The organism is Micromonospora sp. A202 (assembly GCF_006715105.1).
Taxonomy (GTDB): Bacteria; Actinomycetota; Actinomycetes; order Mycobacteriales; family Micromonosporaceae; genus Micromonospora; species Micromonospora zamorensis.
In genome coordinates, this window is record NZ_VFMP01000001.1 from 464712 (window position 1) to 481940 (window position 17229).

At 71.0% G+C, this 17229-nt stretch carries 15 protein-coding genes and 2 pseudogenes; 13 read left to right on the forward strand and 4 right to left on the reverse strand.

Going from position 1 to position 17229, the window contains the following annotated elements; translation table 11 throughout:
• Positions 1-139 precede the first annotated feature (139 nt).
• The 7 genes and pseudogenes from glmU (at position 140) to FBZ33_RS02310 (ending at position 7695) form a co-directional block, all read left to right on the forward strand.
• Positions 140-1641: pseudogene (gene glmU / locus FBZ33_RS02280) on the forward strand (bifunctional UDP-N-acetylglucosamine diphosphorylase/glucosamine-1-phosphate N-acetyltransferase GlmU).
• A gap of 58 nt (positions 1642-1699) precedes the next feature.
• Positions 1700-2680, forward strand: a complete 981-nt coding sequence (locus FBZ33_RS02285; protein WP_030329105.1) for a ribose-phosphate diphosphokinase — start codon at positions 1700-1702, stop codon at positions 2678-2680.
• A 344-nt stretch (positions 2681-3024) separates the two neighbouring features.
• A complete protein-coding gene (locus FBZ33_RS02290; RefSeq protein ID WP_141907839.1) occupies positions 3025-3708 on the forward strand; it encodes a 50S ribosomal protein L25/general stress protein Ctc in 684 nt (227 codons plus the stop codon).
• A gap of 71 nt (positions 3709-3779) precedes the next feature.
• On the forward strand, positions 3780-4394 hold the full coding sequence (gene pth, locus FBZ33_RS02295) for an aminoacyl-tRNA hydrolase (RefSeq protein ID WP_370452950.1): 615 nt from the start codon (positions 3780-3782) through the stop codon (positions 4392-4394).
• A gap of 155 nt (positions 4395-4549) precedes the next feature.
• Positions 4550-5380 carry an inositol monophosphatase family protein gene (locus FBZ33_RS02300; protein WP_099850392.1) on the forward strand — a complete coding sequence of 277 codons (831 nt, stop codon included), beginning with the start codon at positions 4550-4552 and terminating at the stop codon, positions 5378-5380.
• 75 nt (positions 5381-5455) lie between these two features.
• The gene (cysD, locus tag FBZ33_RS02305) at positions 5456-6367 is read left to right on the forward strand and encodes a sulfate adenylyltransferase subunit CysD (RefSeq protein WP_088951429.1); all 912 of its coding nucleotides are present in this window, start codon (positions 5456-5458) and stop codon (positions 6365-6367) included.
• Positions 6367-7695, forward strand: coding sequence for a sulfate adenylyltransferase subunit 1 (locus FBZ33_RS02310; protein WP_141907841.1), 1329 nt, complete (start codon positions 6367-6369; stop codon positions 7693-7695). Before cysD ends, FBZ33_RS02310 begins: the two co-directional genes overlap by 1 nt.
• A 179-nt stretch (positions 7696-7874) precedes the next feature.
• Here FBZ33_RS02310 and galK read toward each other — a convergent pair whose 3' ends face one another.
• Positions 7875-9044 (reverse strand): galactokinase, encoded by a 1170-nt coding sequence (galK, locus tag FBZ33_RS02315; protein ID WP_141907842.1) that lies wholly within the window; start codon positions 9042-9044, stop codon positions 7875-7877.
• The gene (gene galE / locus FBZ33_RS02320) at positions 9041-10024 is read right to left on the reverse strand and encodes a UDP-glucose 4-epimerase GalE (protein WP_141907843.1); all 984 of its coding nucleotides are present in this window, start codon (positions 10022-10024) and stop codon (positions 9041-9043) included. Before galE ends, galK begins: the two co-directional genes overlap by 4 nt.
• A gap of 194 nt (positions 10025-10218) precedes the next feature.
• On the opposite strand from galE, the pseudogene FBZ33_RS02325 reads away from it, so the two are divergent.
• The 6 genes and pseudogenes from FBZ33_RS02325 to FBZ33_RS02350 all read left to right on the forward strand — a co-directional run.
• Positions 10219-11226: pseudogene (locus FBZ33_RS02325) on the forward strand (hemolysin family protein); the annotation flags it as partial.
• Positions 11227-11442: 216 nt separating this feature from the next.
• The gene (trpS, locus tag FBZ33_RS02330) at positions 11443-12468 is read left to right on the forward strand and encodes a tryptophan--tRNA ligase (RefSeq protein WP_088951433.1); all 1026 of its coding nucleotides are present in this window, start codon (positions 11443-11445) and stop codon (positions 12466-12468) included.
• Positions 12469-12492: 24 nt separating this feature from the next.
• Positions 12493-13062 carry a 2'-5' RNA ligase family protein gene (locus FBZ33_RS02335; RefSeq protein ID WP_172862155.1) on the forward strand — a complete coding sequence of 190 codons (570 nt, stop codon included), beginning with the start codon at positions 12493-12495 and terminating at the stop codon, positions 13060-13062.
• A 79-nt stretch (positions 13063-13141) separates the two neighbouring features.
• Entirely contained in the window at positions 13142-14068 is a 927-nt protein-coding gene (locus FBZ33_RS02340) for a YhjD/YihY/BrkB family envelope integrity protein (protein WP_099850398.1), read from the forward strand.
• Positions 14068-14454, forward strand: a complete 387-nt coding sequence (locus FBZ33_RS02345; protein WP_141907844.1) for a GntR family transcriptional regulator — start codon at positions 14068-14070, stop codon at positions 14452-14454. The genes FBZ33_RS02340 and FBZ33_RS02345 overlap by 1 nt, the downstream gene beginning before the upstream one ends.
• A gap of 81 nt (positions 14455-14535) precedes the next feature.
• Positions 14536-14973: a hypothetical protein gene (locus FBZ33_RS02350; protein WP_030486628.1), complete on the forward strand. Its 438-nt coding sequence runs from the start codon at positions 14536-14538 to the stop codon at positions 14971-14973.
• A 46-nt stretch (positions 14974-15019) separates the two neighbouring features.
• On the opposite strand, the gene FBZ33_RS02355 is transcribed toward FBZ33_RS02350, so the two are convergent.
• Together FBZ33_RS02355 and FBZ33_RS02360 are read right to left on the reverse strand one after the other, a co-directional pair.
• Positions 15020-15391 (reverse strand): VOC family protein, encoded by a 372-nt coding sequence (locus FBZ33_RS02355; protein ID WP_088951437.1) that lies wholly within the window; start codon positions 15389-15391, stop codon positions 15020-15022.
• Between the two features lie 182 nt (positions 15392-15573).
• A complete protein-coding gene (locus FBZ33_RS02360; RefSeq protein WP_141907845.1) occupies positions 15574-17208 on the reverse strand; it encodes a glycoside hydrolase family 13 protein in 1635 nt (544 codons plus the stop codon).
• Between the last annotated feature and the right edge of the window lie 21 nt (positions 17209-17229).

The window sequence follows — 17229 nt, forward strand, 5'->3', positions numbered from 1 at the left end:
GGTGGGGGTAAGAGGAAGACAGGCCGGGCCTCGCGGTTAGCATGACCGCGAGAGTGTCCGCCGTCCCGACGGGAGCCACGTCGTGCCCCAGCCCCACCTTCGTACCGTCGTCGTTCTCGCCGCCGGTGAGGGCAAGCGGATGAAGTCGACACTGCCCAAGGTGCTGCACCCGCTGCTCGGTCGGACGCTGCTCGGTCACGTGCTGAGCGCCGCCGCGCCGCTGGCCGCGGACCGCACCGTCGTCGTGGTGGGGCACGGCGCCGACCAGGTCCGGGCCCACCTGGGCGAGGTCGCCCCGGACGCCACGCCGGTGCTCCAGGCCGAGCAACTCGGCACCGGGCACGCCGTGCGGATCGCCCTGGACGCCGTCCCGGACGGCGCCGGCACCGTCGTGGTGATCAACGGGGACGTGCCACTGCTGCGACCCGAGACGGTGGGCGCGCTGGTGACCGCGCACGAGCAGGCCGCGGCGGCAGCCACAGTGCTGGCCGCCGAGGTGCCCGACCCGACCGGGCTCGGTCGGATCGTCCGGGACGCCGACGGCCGCCTGGAGCAGATCGTCGAGGAGCGCGACGCCGACGCGACGCAGCGTACGATCCGGGAGATCAACGCCGGCATCTACGCGTTCGACGCGGTACGGCTGCGCGAGGCGCTGAGCAAACTCTCCACCGACAACGACCAGGGCGAGGAATACCTGACCGACGTCTTCGGCCTGCTCCGCTCGGTCGGTGAGCCGGTCGCGGTGCACATGGCCGACGACCACGTCGAGACGTTGGGCTGCAACGACCGGGTGGAGCTGGCGACGCTGCGCCGGCTGCTGCGCGATCGGGTCAACGAGGCGTGGATGCGTACCGGGGTGAGCCTGCTCGACCCGGCGACCACCTGGATCGACGTGACGGTGGCTCTGGACCGCGACGCGGTGATCGACCAGAACACCCAACTGCGCGGCGGCACCGTGGTCGGCGAGGGCGCGTTGATCGGGCCGGACGTCACGCTGGTCGACACAATCGTGGGCCCCGACGCGTCGGTGGTCCGCAGTCACGCCGTCGGCGCCGAGATCGGCGCGGGCGCGAGCGTCGGGCCGTACGCGTACCTGCGGCCGGCGGCCCGGCTGGCCGAGAAGGCGAAGGTCGGCACGTTCGTCGAGGTGAAGAACTCGCAGATCGGCGCCGGCTCGAAGGTGCCGCACCTGACCTACGTGGGCGACGCGACGATCGGCGAGCAGACCAACATCGGCGCCGCGTCGGTCTTCGTGAACTACGACGGCGTCAACAAGTACCGGACCGTGATCGGCAGCCACGCGCGCACCGGTGCGGACAACATGTTCGTGGCGCCGGTCGAGGTGGGTGACGGGGCGTACACCGCCGCCGGCTCGGTGATCGTCGACGACGTCCCGGCGGGCGCGATGGGTGTGGCGCGCGCACGTCAGCGCAACATCGAGGGCTGGGTCGTGAAGCGTCGCGCCGGCACGGCTGCGGCCGAGGCGGCACAGCGGGCCCAGGACGCGAAGGGTGCGCAGCCGAACGGCGACGCGAAGGGTGCGTCGTGACACCCGGCACCGCAAGCGACAGTGAGGCAATCCACGGGGTGACCGAGACGGTGGGCGGCGCATCCGGCACGGGAGATACTGCAACCGAATAGTCCCCGACCCACCACCACCGGGTCGGGTACCGCCGACAAAACGGGAGCAGACGGGCCCATGGGCAGCATCGTCGCCGAAAACCGCAAAAGCCTGATGCTCTTTTCCGGACGTGGCTTTCCGGAGTTGGCCAAGGAGATCGGCGAGGTGCTCGGCGTCGCGCCGACCCCGGCCGACGCGTACGAGTTCGCCAACGGCGAGATCTTCGTACGGTTCAAGGACTCGGTGCGTGGTTCGGACGCCTTCGTGGTGCAGTCCGTCACGCACGGGGTGAACACCTGGGTCATGGAAACCCTGATCATGGTGGACGCGCTGAAGCGGGGGTCGGCCAAGCGGATCACCGTGGTGCTGCCGTTCTACCCGTACGCACGGCAGGACAAGAAGCACCGGGGTCGGGAGCCGATCTCGGCCCGGCTGGTGGCGGACCTGCTGAAGACCGCGGGCGCGAACCGCATCCTCACCGTCGACCTGCACACCGCACAGATCCAGGGCTTCTTCGACGGCCCGGTGGACCACCTCTTCGCCATGGACATCCTGGCCGAGTACGTGGAGCACAAGTACGCCGGCCGGCCGATGACCGTGGTGGCCCCGGACTCGGGCCGGGTGCGGGTGGCCGAGCGCTGGACCGACCGGTTGGGCGGTTGCCCGCTGGCGTTCATCCACAAGACCCGTGACCCGATGAAGCCGAACCAGGTCGTGGCGAACCGGGTGGTCGGCGAGGTCGAGGGCCGGGTCTGCCTCATCGTCGACGACATGATCGACACCGGTGGCACGATCGCCAAGGCCGCCGACATCCTGAAGGAGTCGGGGGCGGCGGAGATCGTGGTCGCGTCCACCCACGCGCTGCTGTCCGACCCGGCCACGGAGCGGCTGAAGAACAGCTCGATCAGCGAGATCGTGGTGACCAACACCCTGCCGCTTCCGCCGGAGAAGCAGTTGGACAAGCTGACCGTGCTGTCGATCGCGCCGCTGTTGGCGCGGGCGATCCGGGAGGTCTTCGACGACGGCTCGGTGACGACCCTCTTCGGCGGCCTGAGCTGAGCATCGCGCGTCGGTGAGCCCCGTTTCCGCCACTCGCCGCGCCGGTGGGGGCGGGGCTGTCAAACTGGTGGAAACGGGGCCGGCGCGCTGGTGGGAGGACCACCGACGCGCCGGTCTGGAGCCGTGAACGGGGACTGCCGGAAACCCTGGAAACAGCTCGGGTAGACTGGTGCGGTTGCCACGGCGAGGGTGCCCGGCGGGCCGCTGAGAAGCGCCGCACGGAGGCACCGTCATCGACGCGGTGCTCCGGGCAGTCGTTCATGACGCATGAGCCCCAGCGAGCCCCTCGCCCCAGCACCGCAAGACGACAAGCCGCCGCAGCGAAAAGCATCAGGAGTTTCCCCGTGTCCGAGGTAAAGATCAGCGCCGAGCCCCGCACCGAGTTCGGCAAGGGTGGTGCCCGCCGTACCCGCCGGGCCGGCAAGGTGCCCGCCGTGCTGTACGGCCACGGCGAGAAGCCACAGCACATCTCGCTGCCGTCCCGGGAGTTCGCCGCCGCGATCCGCAAGGGCGGTGCCAACCAGCTCTTCGCGATCGACATCACCGACGGCACCCAGGTGCTCGCACTGCCGAAGGCGATCCAGCGGGACCCGATCCGCGACACCTTCGAGCACGTCGACCTGATCCTGGTTCGTCGGGGCGAGCAGGTCACCGTCGACGTTCCGGTTCAGCTGACCGGCGAGGCCGCACGGGACACCCTGATCGTGCACGACCACGACACCCTCTCGGTGACCGCCGACGCCACCAAGGTTCCGGACCACCTCGAGGCCTCGATCGACGGCTTGGAGGCGGGCACCCTCGTGACCGCCGGTGACGTCAAGCTGCCGGCCGGCGTCGAGCTGGCCGTCGACTCGGACCTGACCGTCGCGTCGATCACCGCCGCCCCCACCGCCGAGCAGCTCGAGGCGACGCTGCCCGAGGTCGAGGCTGCCACCGACGAGGCCGAGGCCGAGGTCGGCGAGACCACCGAGGGCTCCGAGGGCGCGGACACCGCTGCCGAGACCACCGAGGCGCGCACCGAGGCCTGATCGGTTCGTACTGTGCGACAGGCGTCCCCGGATGTTCGGGGGCGCCTGTCGGCGTATCGGGAGTCGGTGGGATGGACGTCGGGAGGGACAGGGTCGTGACGGACGAGGCGTGGCCGTGGTTGGTGGTCGGCCTGGGCAACCCCGGTCGGGAGTACGCCGGGAACCGGCACAACGTCGGGTTCATGGTGGCTGACCTGCTGGCCGGGCGGGTCGGCGTGCGGTTCGGGCGGCACAAGCGGGCGGTGGCCGAGGTGGCCGAGGCGCGGCTGGGGTTCGGTGGACCGAAGCTGGTGCTGGTCAAGCCACTGACGTACATGAACCTGTCGGGTGGGCCGGTGGCGGCTCTGGCCCAGTTCTACAAGGTGCCGACGTCGCAGGTGATCGCGGTGCACGACGAGCTGGACATCGAGTTCGGTCAGGTGCGGATCAAGTTCGGTGGCGGCGAGGGCGGGCACAACGGCCTGCGTTCGATGTCGAAGTCGTTGGGCACGAAGGACTACGCCCGGGTGCGGTTCGGCGTCGGTCGACCGCCGGGGCGGCAGGATCCGGCGGACTACGTACTGTCGGATTTTGGCCCGGCAGAGCGCAAGGAAGTGGATTTCCTGGTGGACCGGGCCGCCGACGTGGTGGAGTCGGTGATCGTCAAGGGCGTGGAGCCGACGCAGAACCTCTACCACGGCAGCTAGAGACTTCCCGACAGTCTCTGGCCGGGCGGGGCGTACCGGATCGGAAACGGCGGGCCGGTAGTCTGCGCCTTTCGGCGTGCCGCGACCGGCGACGCGGGTCGCGGCGAATCGATCCGTGCGGGCACGGGTCGCGGCGAGGCGACGGGAGCGGACAGATGACGAGTCCTCCGATGATCGATGGCGCGTTCGCCCGATGGTTGGCGTCCCGGGCCGGGCAGGCGTTGCTCGACCTGCGGACGGAGATGGGTTTCGCCGACGCCGGCGCGCTGAAGTCGGCCGGGGACAAGGTGTCGCACGACCTGATCCGCACGGAGCTGGCGAAGTGGCGGCCCGGTGACGCGGTGCTCTCCGAGGAGGACGAGGGCTCGCGGTTGGCCTGGGCGGCGGAGGTGAACACCGGAGCGGTGTCGCGGTTGACTGCGGACCGGGTGTGGATCATCGACCCGTTGGACGGCACCCGGGAGTTCTCCGAGGAGGGCCGCTCAGACTGGGCGGTGCACGTGGCGCTCTGGGCGCGTCGCGCGCCGAGCCCGCACGGGCTGGTCGCCGGGGCCGTGGGGCTGCCGGCGCAGCACCGGGTGCTGGGCACTGACTACCCGCCGGCGTACCCGCCGATGACGGTGGAGGCGGCGACGGCCGGCGAGCGGAAGATCCGCCTCGCGGCGAGCCGGAGCCGGCCGCCGGTCTTCCTCACCGACCTGGCCGAGGACGTCGGGGCGCACCTGGTGCCGATGGGCTCGGCCGGAGCGAAGATCGCCGCCGTCGTCACCGGCGAGGTGGACGCGTACATCCACGCCGGTGGGCAGTACGAGTGGGACTCGGCTGCCCCGGTGGCTGTGGCGACGGCCACCGGACTGCACGCTTCCCGGATCGACGGATCTGCGCTGAGATACAACGAGGCGGATCCGCGCCTGCCGGACCTCCTGGTCTGCCGCAAGGATCTCGCCACCCGGTTGCTTGCAGCGCTGCAGAGACATTCCGGGTAGCCTGAGCGCACTTTCTTGACATGTCCGACCGGAAAGGTCTGGAAATCGGATGAGCGAGCGAATCGAGCCGGAGTCATGACCACCCCCGCGGCGTACCGGGTCTCCCACCTGGACGCCCTGGAGGCGGAGAGCATCTTCGTGATGCGCGAGGTCGTGGCCGAGATGGAACGCCCGGTGCTGCTCTTCTCCGGCGGCAAGGACTCGATCGTCATGCTGCGCTTGGCGCAGAAGGCGTTCGCCCCGGCCAACATCCCCTTCCCCGTCATGCACGTCGACACCGGGCACAACTTCCCCGAGGTCCTCGAATACCGTGACCAGCGGGTCGCCGAGCTGGGGTTGCAGCTCGTAATCGCGAGCGTGCCGGAGGCCCTGGCGAGCGGCATGGTCCGCGAGTCCGGCGACGGCATGCGCAACCGGATCCAGACACCGGTGCTGCTCGACGCGGTGGAGAAGCACCGCTTCGACGCCCTGTTCGGTGGCGCCCGCCGCGACGAGGAGAAGGCCCGGGCGAAGGAGCGGGTCTTCAGCTTCCGCGACGAGTTCGGCCAGTGGGACCCGAAGAACCAGCGACCGGAGTTGTGGTCGCTGTACAACGGCCGCCACCACCCCGGCGAGTCGATCCGGATCTTCCCGCTGTCCAACTGGACCGAGCTGGACGTCTGGCACTACATCGCCCGGGAACGCATCCCGCTGCCCTCGATCTACTACGCGCACGAGCGTGAGGTGATCGAGCGGGACGGCATGTTCTACGCGGTCAACGAGTTCTTCCGGCCCCGGGCGGGCGAGGAGCGGTTCAAGGCGCAGGTGCGCTATCGCACCGTGGGCGACGCCTCCTGCACCGCCGCGGTCCGATCCGACGCGGACACCGTGGAGAAGGTCATCGAGGAGGTGGCGGCCACCCGGATCACCGAGCGCGGCGCGACCCGTGGTGACGACCGGGTCAGCGAGGCCGCCATGGAGGACCGCAAGCGGGAGGGCTACTTCTGATGAGCACCGAGATCGTGGCGTCCGCGAATGCGGAGGCCCGGGCTGTTACCGGGGCCGGGCCGGAGGCCCGGGCTATGGACCTGCTGCGGTTCGCCACCGCAGGCAGCGTGGACGACGGGAAGTCGACCCTGATCGGCCGGCTCCTCTACGACACCAAGTCGCTCTTCACCGACCAGCTGGCGGCGGTCGAGGCGGTCAGCGCGGCCCGTGGCGACGAATACACCAACCTGGCCCTGCTCACCGACGGTCTGCGCGCCGAGCGGGAGCAGGGCATCACGATCGACGTGGCATACCGGTACTTCGCCACCCCGCGCCGCAAGTTCATCATCGCCGACACCCCGGGGCACATCCAGTACACCCGCAACATGGTCACCGGGGCGTCCACCGCCGACCTGGCGTTGATCCTGGTGGACGCGCGCAAGGGCCTGGTCGAGCAGTCCCGCCGGCACGCGTTCCTGTGCTCGCTGCTGCGGGTGCCGCACCTGGTCCTCTGTGTCAACAAGATGGACCTGGTGGACTGGTCGCAGGAGGTCTACGAGCGGATCGCCGACGAGTTCACCGCGTTCGCCGCGAAGCTCGACGCGCCGGACCTGACAGTGGTGCCGATCTCCGCGTTGCGCGGCGACAACATCGTCGCCCGCTCGGAGAACATGCCCTGGTACGAAGGCCCGTCGCTGCTGCACCACCTGGAGCGGGTGCACATCGCGAGCGACCGCAACCTGGTCGACGTCCGGTTCCCCGTGCAATACGTGATCCGCCCGCAGTCGACAACTGTCACCGACTACCGCGGTTACGCCGGTCAGGTCGCCTCCGGCGTGCTCAAGCCGGGTGACGAGGTAATGGTGCTGCCGTCCGGCTTCACCAGCCGGATCGCCGCGGTGGAGACCGCCGACGGGCCGGTCGCGGAGGCCTTCCCGCCGATGTCGGTGACGGTACGACTGGCCGACGAGATCGACATCTCGCGGGGTGACCTGATCTGCCGTCCGAACAACGCGCCTGCGGTGGCCCAGGACATCGAGGCGATGGTCTGCTGGATGGACGAGACGGCACCGCTGCGGGTCGGCGCCCGGTACGCGATCAAGCACACCACCCGGTCGGCGCGGGCCATCGTGCGCGGGCTGCACTACCGGTTGGACATCAACTCGCTGCACCGTGACGAGTCGGCCGACGAGCTGCGGCTCAACGAGATCGGTCGGGTGCGGCTGCGGACGACGGTGCCGCTGCTGGCCGACGAATACCGGCGTAATCGCACCACCGGGGGCTTCGTCATCATCGACGAGAGCACCAACCGCACGGTGGGCGCCGCCATGATCGTCGAAGCCAGCTAACCGAACCCCACCCCGACCCGCCCCACCCCACCCCACCCCCTGTCCACCCCGTCCGGTGATCAAGAGGTTTGCGTCAGTCCGAGCGCGGATTCTGACGCAAACCTCTTGATCAACCCCGGCGGGGTGGGTGGGTGGGTGGGGGTGGGGTGGGGGTGGGGGTGGGGTGGGGGTGGGGTGGGTTAGGGGAGGCGGGTTGCTCCGGGGGCGGGGACGACCGTCAGGGTGCCGGGGGCGGTGAAACCGCGCTCGGCGTACGCGGCCGTGACGGCTGCGGCGACCTCGTCGGCTCGGTCGGCCTGGACCAGGGCGAGAACGCAGCCGCCGAAGCCGCCGCCGGTCATCCGGGCACCCAACGCGCCGGCCGCCAACGCCGCCTCGACCGCGGTGTCGATCTCCGGCACGGTGATCTCGAAGTCGTCGCGCATCGAGACGTGCGATGCCGTGAGCAGCGGGCCGATGTCGCGGACCCGGGCGGCGCGGAGCAGCGCCACAGTGTCCAGTACGCGCTGGTCCTCGGTGACCACGTGTCGGACCCGTCGTCGGGTCTCCTCGTCGTCGAGTTGGGCCAGCGCGGTGTCGAGCTGGTCGACGCCCACGTCCCGCAGCGCGGTGACCCCGAGTGCGCTGGCACCCGCCTCGCAGGAGCGGCGCCGGGCAGCGTACTCACCGTCGGCGTGCCGGTGCGGCGCTCGACTGTCGATGACCAGCACCGCCAGCCCGGCCGCGTCCAGGTCGAAGGGGATCTGCTCGACCGACTCGTCTCGGCAGTCCAGGAAGAGGGCGTGCCCGGCGCGGCAGCGGATGACCGCGGACTGGTCCATGATGCCGGTCGGCGCGCCCACGTAGACGTTCTCCGCCCGCTGCGCCAGCCGGGGTTGCAGCTCGGGGGAGAGCTCCAGCCCGCCGAGGTCGAGCAGCGCGGCCAGCACGGCCGACTCCAGCGCGGCCGAGGAGGAGAGACCGGAGCCCAGCGGCACGTCCGAGGCGATCGCCAGGCGGGCACCCGGCACCGGGTGGCCGGCCTCGCGGAGCGCCCAGACCACCCCGGCGACGTACGCGCCCCAGCCGGTCACCCGCCCTGGCTCGGCGATGTCGTCCGCGCCGAAGGTGATCGTCTCGCCGGACAGCTCGGACCAGACCGTCCACTGGTCGCCGTCCTGTCGGTCGGCGGCGACCACGGTCCGCAGCGGCAGCGCGAAGGGCAGCACGAACCCTTCGTTGTAGTCGGTGTGCTCGCCGATCAGGTTGACCCGGCCGGGAGCCGCCCAGCGGCCGGTGGCCTTGCCGCCGTACTGCTTGGTGAAACCCTCGGCGGCCCGCTCGGCGACGTCGCCGGTGGGGTTGGTCATGACCGCTCCAGGACGTGCGCGCGGTAGAACGCCCAGGCGTCGCCGACCATGTCGTGCAGGGTCGGCTTCTCGGGCACCCAGCCCAGCTCGTCGCGGGCCAGGGCGGAGGAGGCGACCAGCTCGGCGGGGTCGCCCTCGCGGCGCGGCGCGACCTCGACCGGCACGGGTTGCCCGGTGACCTCGCGGACCACGTCGACCACCTGGCGGTTGCTGAAGCCGTTGCCGTTGCCGAGGTTGTAGATGCGGTGCTGGCCCGCGGTGGCGGCGCCCAACGCCAACAGGTGTGCCCGGGCGAGGTCGGCGACGTGGATGTAGTCGCGGACGCAGGTGCCGTCGACGGTGGGGTAGTCGTCGCCGAAGAGCTGGAGCTTCTCCCGCCGGCCGGCGGCGACCTCCAACGCGATGGGAATAAGGTGTGTCTCCGGGTCGTGCCGCTCGCCGAGCGAGACGTCACCGTCGAGGTGGGCGCCGGCCACGTTGAAGTAGCGCAGCGAGACGGCGGCCAGCCCGTGTGCGACGGCCTCCGAGGTGAGCGCCATGTCGGCGGCGAGCTTGGTGGCGCCGTACGTGTTGGTGGGCGCCTTGACCGCGGTTTCGCCGATGGGCAGCTCGGTGGGGTTGCCGTAGACGGCGGCGGTGGAGGAGAAGACCATCCGGGGCACCCCGGCGGCCCGGACCGCGTCGATCAGGGCGAGCGTGCCGACGGTGTTGTTCTGCCAGTACAGCTCCGGCTTGACCATCGACTCCCCGGCGGCGATCAGGGCGGCGAAGTGCAGCACCCCGTCGAAGCCGGCGTCCGGGGTGACGATGCGGGCGGCGTCGTGGATGGACGCCTGCACGTGGGTAGCGTCCGGCGCGAGCGCCTCGCGGTAACCGGTGCGCAGGTCGTCCAGGACGACGACCTGGTGGCCCGCGTCGAGCAGCATCCGGGTCACCACGCTGCCGATGAAGCCGGCGCCCCCGGTGACGAGCAGTTTCACGTCGTTGCCTCCTGCCTGGCCCGCCCGGGACGTGGCCCTTCGTGATCACCCTAAGACGACGGCCGGCACCGTCGCCGACGCCGTCCTCATCCCCATCCCATCATAATCTCTCACGATTAAACAGACCCGAACATCTGTGGTCCGCGTCGCGTGATCCCCGGTGCGACGGGCCAACGGTGTCTACCATCTCTGTCATGCGGGAAGCGGCCCGTACCGGGCTCCGGCGACGCGTGCGGGTGCCGCCCCGCCGCGACCCCGGGCCGCTCGCCCGGGCCGTCGCCCGGGTGCTGGTCCGCGCCGCCGATGGTGCCACCCGACTCGTCACCGATCTGCTCGGGGCGGGCCCGGCAGCCGGCCGGGAGCGCATCTCCGAAGCCGAACTGCGGGACCTAGTCGCGGCGAACACGGTGCTCGACCCGGACGAGCGGCACATCATCGACGAGGTCCTGGTCGCCGGTGCCAGCCTGATCCGCGAGGTGATGATGCCGCGCACCGAAGTGGTCTTCCTCCCGGCGCGGCTGACCATCGCCGAGGCCGCCCGGTTGGTCCGCGCCGAGACGCACACCCGTTACCCGGTCACCGACGGCACCCACGACGACGTGGTCGGCTTCGTGCACCTCCGTGACGTGCTGCTGCGCCCGGACGCCGACCCGTGCGTCACCGTCGGTCAGCTGGCCCGGGAGGTGAAGCGGCTCCCCGGGAGCAAGCGGGTGCTGCCCGCACTGACCGAGATGCGTCGAGAGGGCCAGCACCTGGCCGTGGTGGTCGACGAGTACGGCGGCACCGCCGGGATCGTCACCCTGGAGGACCTCATCGAGGAGCTGATCGGCGAGATCCACGACGAGTACGACGCCACGCCGGATCCGGTGCGCGCCGGCCTGCCCGCCGTGGTGGACGGCCGTCTCAACCTCGCCGACTTCGCCGAACGGACCGGGATGGCACTGCCCGCCGGCCCGTACGAGACGGTTGGTGGGTTCGTGATGGCCGCGTTGGGCCGGCTTCCGGTGGACGGCGACGAGGTCCCGGTGCCCGGTGAACCCGACGAGGGCGACGTGCCCGACCCGGTTGGCACGACGGGCGGCTGCCTGCTGCGGGTGCTCGCGTTGGATGGCCGCAGGGTGGCCCGGCTCGCGGTCTCCGCCGTCCCAGCCGAGCAACGCCTAGAACCCGACGGCGGGCAACGCCACCAGACGGACGCCGGGCAGCGCCACGAGCCGGACAGCGTGGCGGCTCGGGGCGGCGGCTCCGGGCCGGCGCGGGAGGCCGTGGGCGGACAGCAGCGCCGGGTCGCGGTCGGGCCGACGCGCCGGGTCGGCGCGGGCGAACCACGCGAGGTCAGCAGCCCGACATCGGCGGGCCGCGGCCGACCCGCCGGCCCGTCATGACGGACCCGGTTGGTTGCTGACAGAATTATCGCCATGTCCGACGTTCCCGCCCGCCCCCGCGTCTTCTCCGGTATCCAGCCGACGGCCGACTCGTTCCACCTCGGCAACTACCTGGGCGCGGTACGGCACTGGGTGGCTCTCCAGGAGACCCACGACGCGTTCTACTGCGTGGTGGACCTGCACGCCATCACCGCGGGGCACGACCCGGCGCTGCTGCGCCAACGGACCCGGGTGGCCGCCGCCCAGCTCTTCGCGGTCGGGCTCGACCCGGATCGCAGCACCCTGTTCGTGCAGTCGCAGGTGCCCGAGCACCCGCAGCTGGCCTGGGTGCTCGGCTGCATCACCGGCTTCGGTGAGGCCAGCCGGATGACCCAGTTCAAGGACAAGTCGCAGAAGCACGGCAACGACCGGTCCAGCGTCGGGCTGTTCACCTACCCGATCCTGCAGGCCGCTGACATCCTGCTCTACCAGGCCAACGCGGTGCCGGTCGGTGAGGACCAGCGGCAGCACCTGGAGCTTTCCCGGGACCTTGCCCAGCGCTTCAACTCGTTGTTCGGCCAGACGTTCACGATCCCGGCGCCGCACATCGTGAAGGACACCGCCAAGATCACCGACCTTCAGGACCCGACGGCGAAGATGTCCAAGTCGTCGTCCTCGCCGGCCGGCATCATCGACCTTCTGGAAGACCCGGCCCGATCCGCCAAGAAGATCAAGTCGGCGGTCACCGACACCGGTCGCGAGATCGTCTTCGACACCGAGACCAAGCCGGGTGTGTCCAACCTGCTGACCATCCACTCGGCGCTGAGCGGTCGGAGCATCGACGAGCTGGTGGCCGCTTTCGCGGGCCGCGGCTACGGCGACCTGAAGAAGGAGTTGGCCGAGGTCGTCACGGACTTCGTCCGCCCCATCCAGGAGCGCACCCGCGGCTACCTCGACGACCCGGCGCAGCTGGACAAGCTCCTCGCCAGCGGCGCGGAGAAGGCCCGCGCGGTGGCCGCGACGACCCTGCGGTCCGCGTACGAGCGGGTGGGGTTCTTCCCGCCCGTTCGTGGCGAGTAGCTCGCGGGACAGGTGGACGGGTCGGTGGCCGGAGGGGCGGCGCGAAGCGTGGATCGCAGTGGCGGGGTTTCGCCGACCGGCGACACCATCCAGATCGGCATCGCGGTGGACATTCCCGAGCCGTGGGGTGCCCAGCTCACCCGGCGGCGCGTCGAGGCCGGCGACCCGCTCGCGGTGCCCGCGCACGTGACGTTGCTCGGGCCCACCGAGATCCAGACGGCCAACCTGCCCGCTGTCGAGCGGCACCTGGCCGCCGTCGCCGCCGGGCACCTGCCGTTCGCGCTGCACCTGCGGGGCACCGGCACGTTCCGTCCGGTCACCCAGGTGGTGTTCGTCGCGGTGGCCGCCGGGATCAGCGAGTGCGAACTGCTGGCCGCCGCGATCGCCGCGGCACCAGGTCTACAACGGCAGGCGCGCTTCCCGTACCATCCGCACGTCACCGTGGCGCAGGACGTGCCGCCGGAGGCCCTGGACAAGGTGTACGAGGACCTGGCCGACTTCTCCGCGATGTTCGAGGTCGACGCGTTCACCCTCTTCTCGCACAGCGGGGAGGCCCGGTGGCAGCCGCGTCGGGACTTCCGCCTCGGCGACTGAGCCGTCGGCGACGCGCCGATCGGTGAGCTTCGGGAGCCGGTTGCCACGACGGCGGTGGGAGATCGGCGAGGATGATCGCGTGAACGTGATCGGCCGCATCGAGGCGGGCATCGACCGCTGGGTGAGCGCCGCGCGCCGCCGGTCTGGCCTCTTCGACCACGTCTGGCGGGCCGGCGCCCTGTACGCCGACGTGCTGGCCGGGCGGTTGGCCGCAGCGATCGCCTACTACGGCTTCTTCGCGGTGTTCGCTCTCGCCCTGGTCGCGTACTCCATCTTCGGCGCGATCCTGGAGGACAACGACGAGGTCAGCGCGGCGGCGGCTGACTTCCTCAAGGAGAATCTGCCGTTCCTGGACGCCGAGCAGATCGCCAACTCCAGCGGCACGGTCGGTGTGGTCGGCCTGGTCATCCTGGTCTTCACCGGGATCGGCTGGGTGGAGGCGATCCGGTCCTCGCAACGGTTGATGTACTCACTCAACCAGCAGCCGGGCAACCTGGTGATCCGGCGGCTGGTCGACCTGGGCGTGATGATCGGCATCTTCGTGCTGCTGGGCGTCTCGGTGGCGGCGGTGGACGCGTTGGAGTCGGTGCTGCGGTTCCTGTTGCGCAGCACCGGGTCGGTCGGTCTGACCACGATCAGCGCGGTGCTCAGCGTGCTGGTCAACGCGGTGCTCGCCACCGCGTTGCTCCTCGCGGTGCCCCGGCTGCGGATGAGCCGGTCCCGGCTTCGTCCGGTGGTGCTGCTGGTGGCGATCGGCATCACGCTGTTGAACACGGTCGGGCGCTACTACGTGGTGCGTACCGAGCGGAATCCGGCGTACACCGTTGTGGCTGGCGCCGTTGGTCTGCTGCTCTACCTCTACCTGCTCAATCAGCTGGTGTTGTTCGGTGCGGCGCTGCTCGCGACCAGTTCGAACGGGCGGGTGGTGGACCTGGCGGAGGCCGCCGCCCCGCCCAAACCGGCCGACGAGGACACCGACCCCGGTACGCCGGGCGGTGGGGGCTGATGACGGAAGGTGCCCACGTGCTGATCTCGGTCGACCCGGACTCGTCGGTGCCCCCGTACGAGCAGGTACGCGGGCAGCTCGCCGAGATGATCGGCGACGGCCGGTTGCCGGTCGGCAGCCGCCTGCCCACCGTCCGGCAGCTCGCCGCCGACCTGAGGCTGGCCGCGAACACGGTGGCCCGGGCGTACCGGGAGTTGGAGGTGGCCGGGCTGCTGGAGACCCGGGGGCGCAACGGCACCTTCGTCGCCCCTGGCCGGGACGACGCCGTCGACCGGTTGCAGCGGGCGGCGGCCGGGTACGCGGCCGAGGCGGCTCGGCTCGGTGTGGCGTCGGCCACCGCGCTCGCTCTGGTCCGTGCCGCCCTGGACGCCGCCCGCCCCGGCTGACCGGCCGCTGATCGACCGCCGGACGGGCGGTAACTGAGCCGAAAGGCATCGTGGCTCGCGTTTGCGGACCATGATGAGCCGGTGGGCGCACTCATGACACTGGACCTGCCGGCGGACTCACCGCTTCTCGGCCTGCCGTGGATCATCACCTTCGGTCCGCTCGGTGACCTCGACGAGTGGGAGCCGGTGGTCTGCGGGCCGTACGAGCGGCCGCACGCGTTGGCGCTGGCCGAGGCGGTGGTGGCCGAGGAGCAGCTGATGGCCGTGGTGGAGCCGCTGCTGCCGGCGCTGTCGGCCGACGAGATTCGCAGTGAGATCGCCGCTGCGCAGGTCGCCGCCGAGGACGAGGCCCGCCAGGTGGAGGGGGCCGACCTCTACGGTGACTTCGAGGACGTGATCGACGAGGAGTTGGACGCCGCCGCCGACGAGGCGGGGCACGGCGAACCGGTGGAGCCGCCGGACGAGGCCGAGGTGCGCGCCGGCTTCACCCGGATCGCGGCGCTGCTCACCGCGAAGTGACGGCCCCGGGAACGGTCAGCGGGTCGCGGCGACTCCCGGGAGACGGTCAGCGGGTCGGTGCCGAGTCCAGCACGCAGAACTCGTTGCCCTCGGGGTCGGCGAGCACCGTGAACTGTTCGGATCCGGTCTGACCGATGTCGACATGGCGTGCGCCGAGGTCGATCAGGCGCCGTACCTCGGTCTGCGGGTCGGTGTCGGCGACCAGGTCGAGGTGCAGACGGTTCTTGCCCCGCTTGCCGGTGCCGGAGCCCTGCAACCAGAGGGTGGGCGCCGTGGCGGACGGGCCGCCCGGGGGCCACAGCTTGGCGCTGCCGTCGTCGCCCTGCTCGATGTCGTAGCCGAGGGCCGCCGACCAGAACGACACCATCAGGTCAATGTCCTCGACGTCTAGTGTGCACTGCGCAATCCGTACGCCCATGGGTTTCCGGTACCCACGGCGGCGGCGGTAAACACGCCGGGCCCGGACGGACACCGGCGCCACGCGGAGCGGACTCCGCGTGGCGCCAGCGCCACCTCACCCCCCACCACAAGGGGTTGGTAGCCCAGTCGCCCGTTGGCGCGGGGCACGACGGACGACCAGGTCGAAAACGAGTTACCCGCTCAGCGCCGTTCCAACCAGGCTGCCGCGTCGACCGGCAGCAGGTGACCGGAGCCCTGCTCGGTGAGCGTGTCGCTGGCGACGAGCGGCTGACCGTACCCGTCGATCAGGACCGGCGCGCCGCTGAGGTTGACCAGGCAGGTCAGCACGGTTTCGCCGGCGGTGCGGGAGAAGGCGAGCATGTCCGGCCCGCTCTCCAGCCAGGTGACCTCGCCGGCGTCGACGGCCAGCGCCGGGTGGTCGCGGCGGATTCGCAGCGCGGTCCGGTACAGCTCCAGCGTCGAGCCGGGTACGCCGCTCTGCGCGTCGACGGAGAGGGCCCGCCAGGTGGCGGGGGTGGGCAGCCAGCTCGCCTCGCTGCCGGCCGGTCCGAAGCCGTACGGGGCCAGGTCGCCGCTCCACGGGAGTGGCACCCGGCAGCCGTCGCGGCTCTCGCCGGTGCGCAGGAACGCGGGGTCCTGGCGCAGCTCGTCGGGAAGGTCGAGGACCTCGGGCAGGCCCAGTTCCTCACCCTGGTAGAGGTAGGCGCTGCCGGGCAGGGCGAGCATCAGCAGGCTGGCGGCGCGGGCTCGGCGCAACCCCTCGACGCCGTCGCCGTAGCGGGTGACGTGTCGCTGCTTGTCATGGTTGGAGAGCACCCAGGTGGTCGGTGCGCCGACCACCGTCGACTCGGTCAACGCGGTGTCGATCACCTTGCGGAACGAGTCGGCCGTCCAGGTGGCGTCGAGGAAGTCGAAGCTGAACGCCTGGTGCAGCTCGTCCGGGCCGACGTAGCGGGCGAGCCGTTGCGGGGTCTCGGCCCACGCCTCGGCGACCGCCATCCGACCGCCGGGGTAGCTGTCCAGGATGGGCCGCCAGGCACGGTAGATCTCGTGCACCTCGTCCTGGTCGAAGTAGGGCAGGCGGCCCTTTCCGAGCAGTTCGACCTGGCGCTGGCCGGTGGTCATCGTGCTGAAGCCGACGTCCGGCAGCCCGTCCGCCTTGATCATGCCGTGTGCCACGTCGACGCGGAACCCATCCACGCCCCGGTCCAGCCAGAACCGCAGCACGTCCTCGAACTCGGCGCGGACCTCCGGGTGGCGCCAGTTCAGGTCCGGTTGGGCCGGGTCGAACAGGTGCAGGTACCACTGACCGTCGGCGGTCCGGGTCCAGGCCGCGCCGCCGAAGATGCTCTCCCAGTCGTTCGGGGGCAGCTCGCCGTGCGGGCCCTGGCCGTCGGCGAAGAGGTAGCGGGCCCGCTCCGGCGAGCCGGGGCGGGCGGCGAGGGCGGCGGTGAACCAGCGGTGCGCGCTGGAGGTGTGGTTGGGCACCAGGTCGACGATGATCCGCAGGTCGAGGGCGTGCGCGTCGGTGATCATCGCGTCGAAGTCGGCGAGGGTGCCGAACATCGGGTCGACGTCACGGTAGTCGGCGACGTCGTACCCGCCGTCGATCATCGGGGAGGTGTAGAACGGGGTCAGCCAGAGCGCGTCCACCCCGAGGTCGCGCAGGTACGGCAGGCGTTGCCGGATGCCCTGGAGGTCACCGACGCCGTCGCCGTCACTGTCGGTGAAGCTGCGGACGTACACCTGGTAGACGACCGCGGAGCGCCACCAGTCGTCCTCGGTGGCGTGCGGCGGGGTGGTGGTGCTGATCATCCGAGCAATATGCCGGCCCGC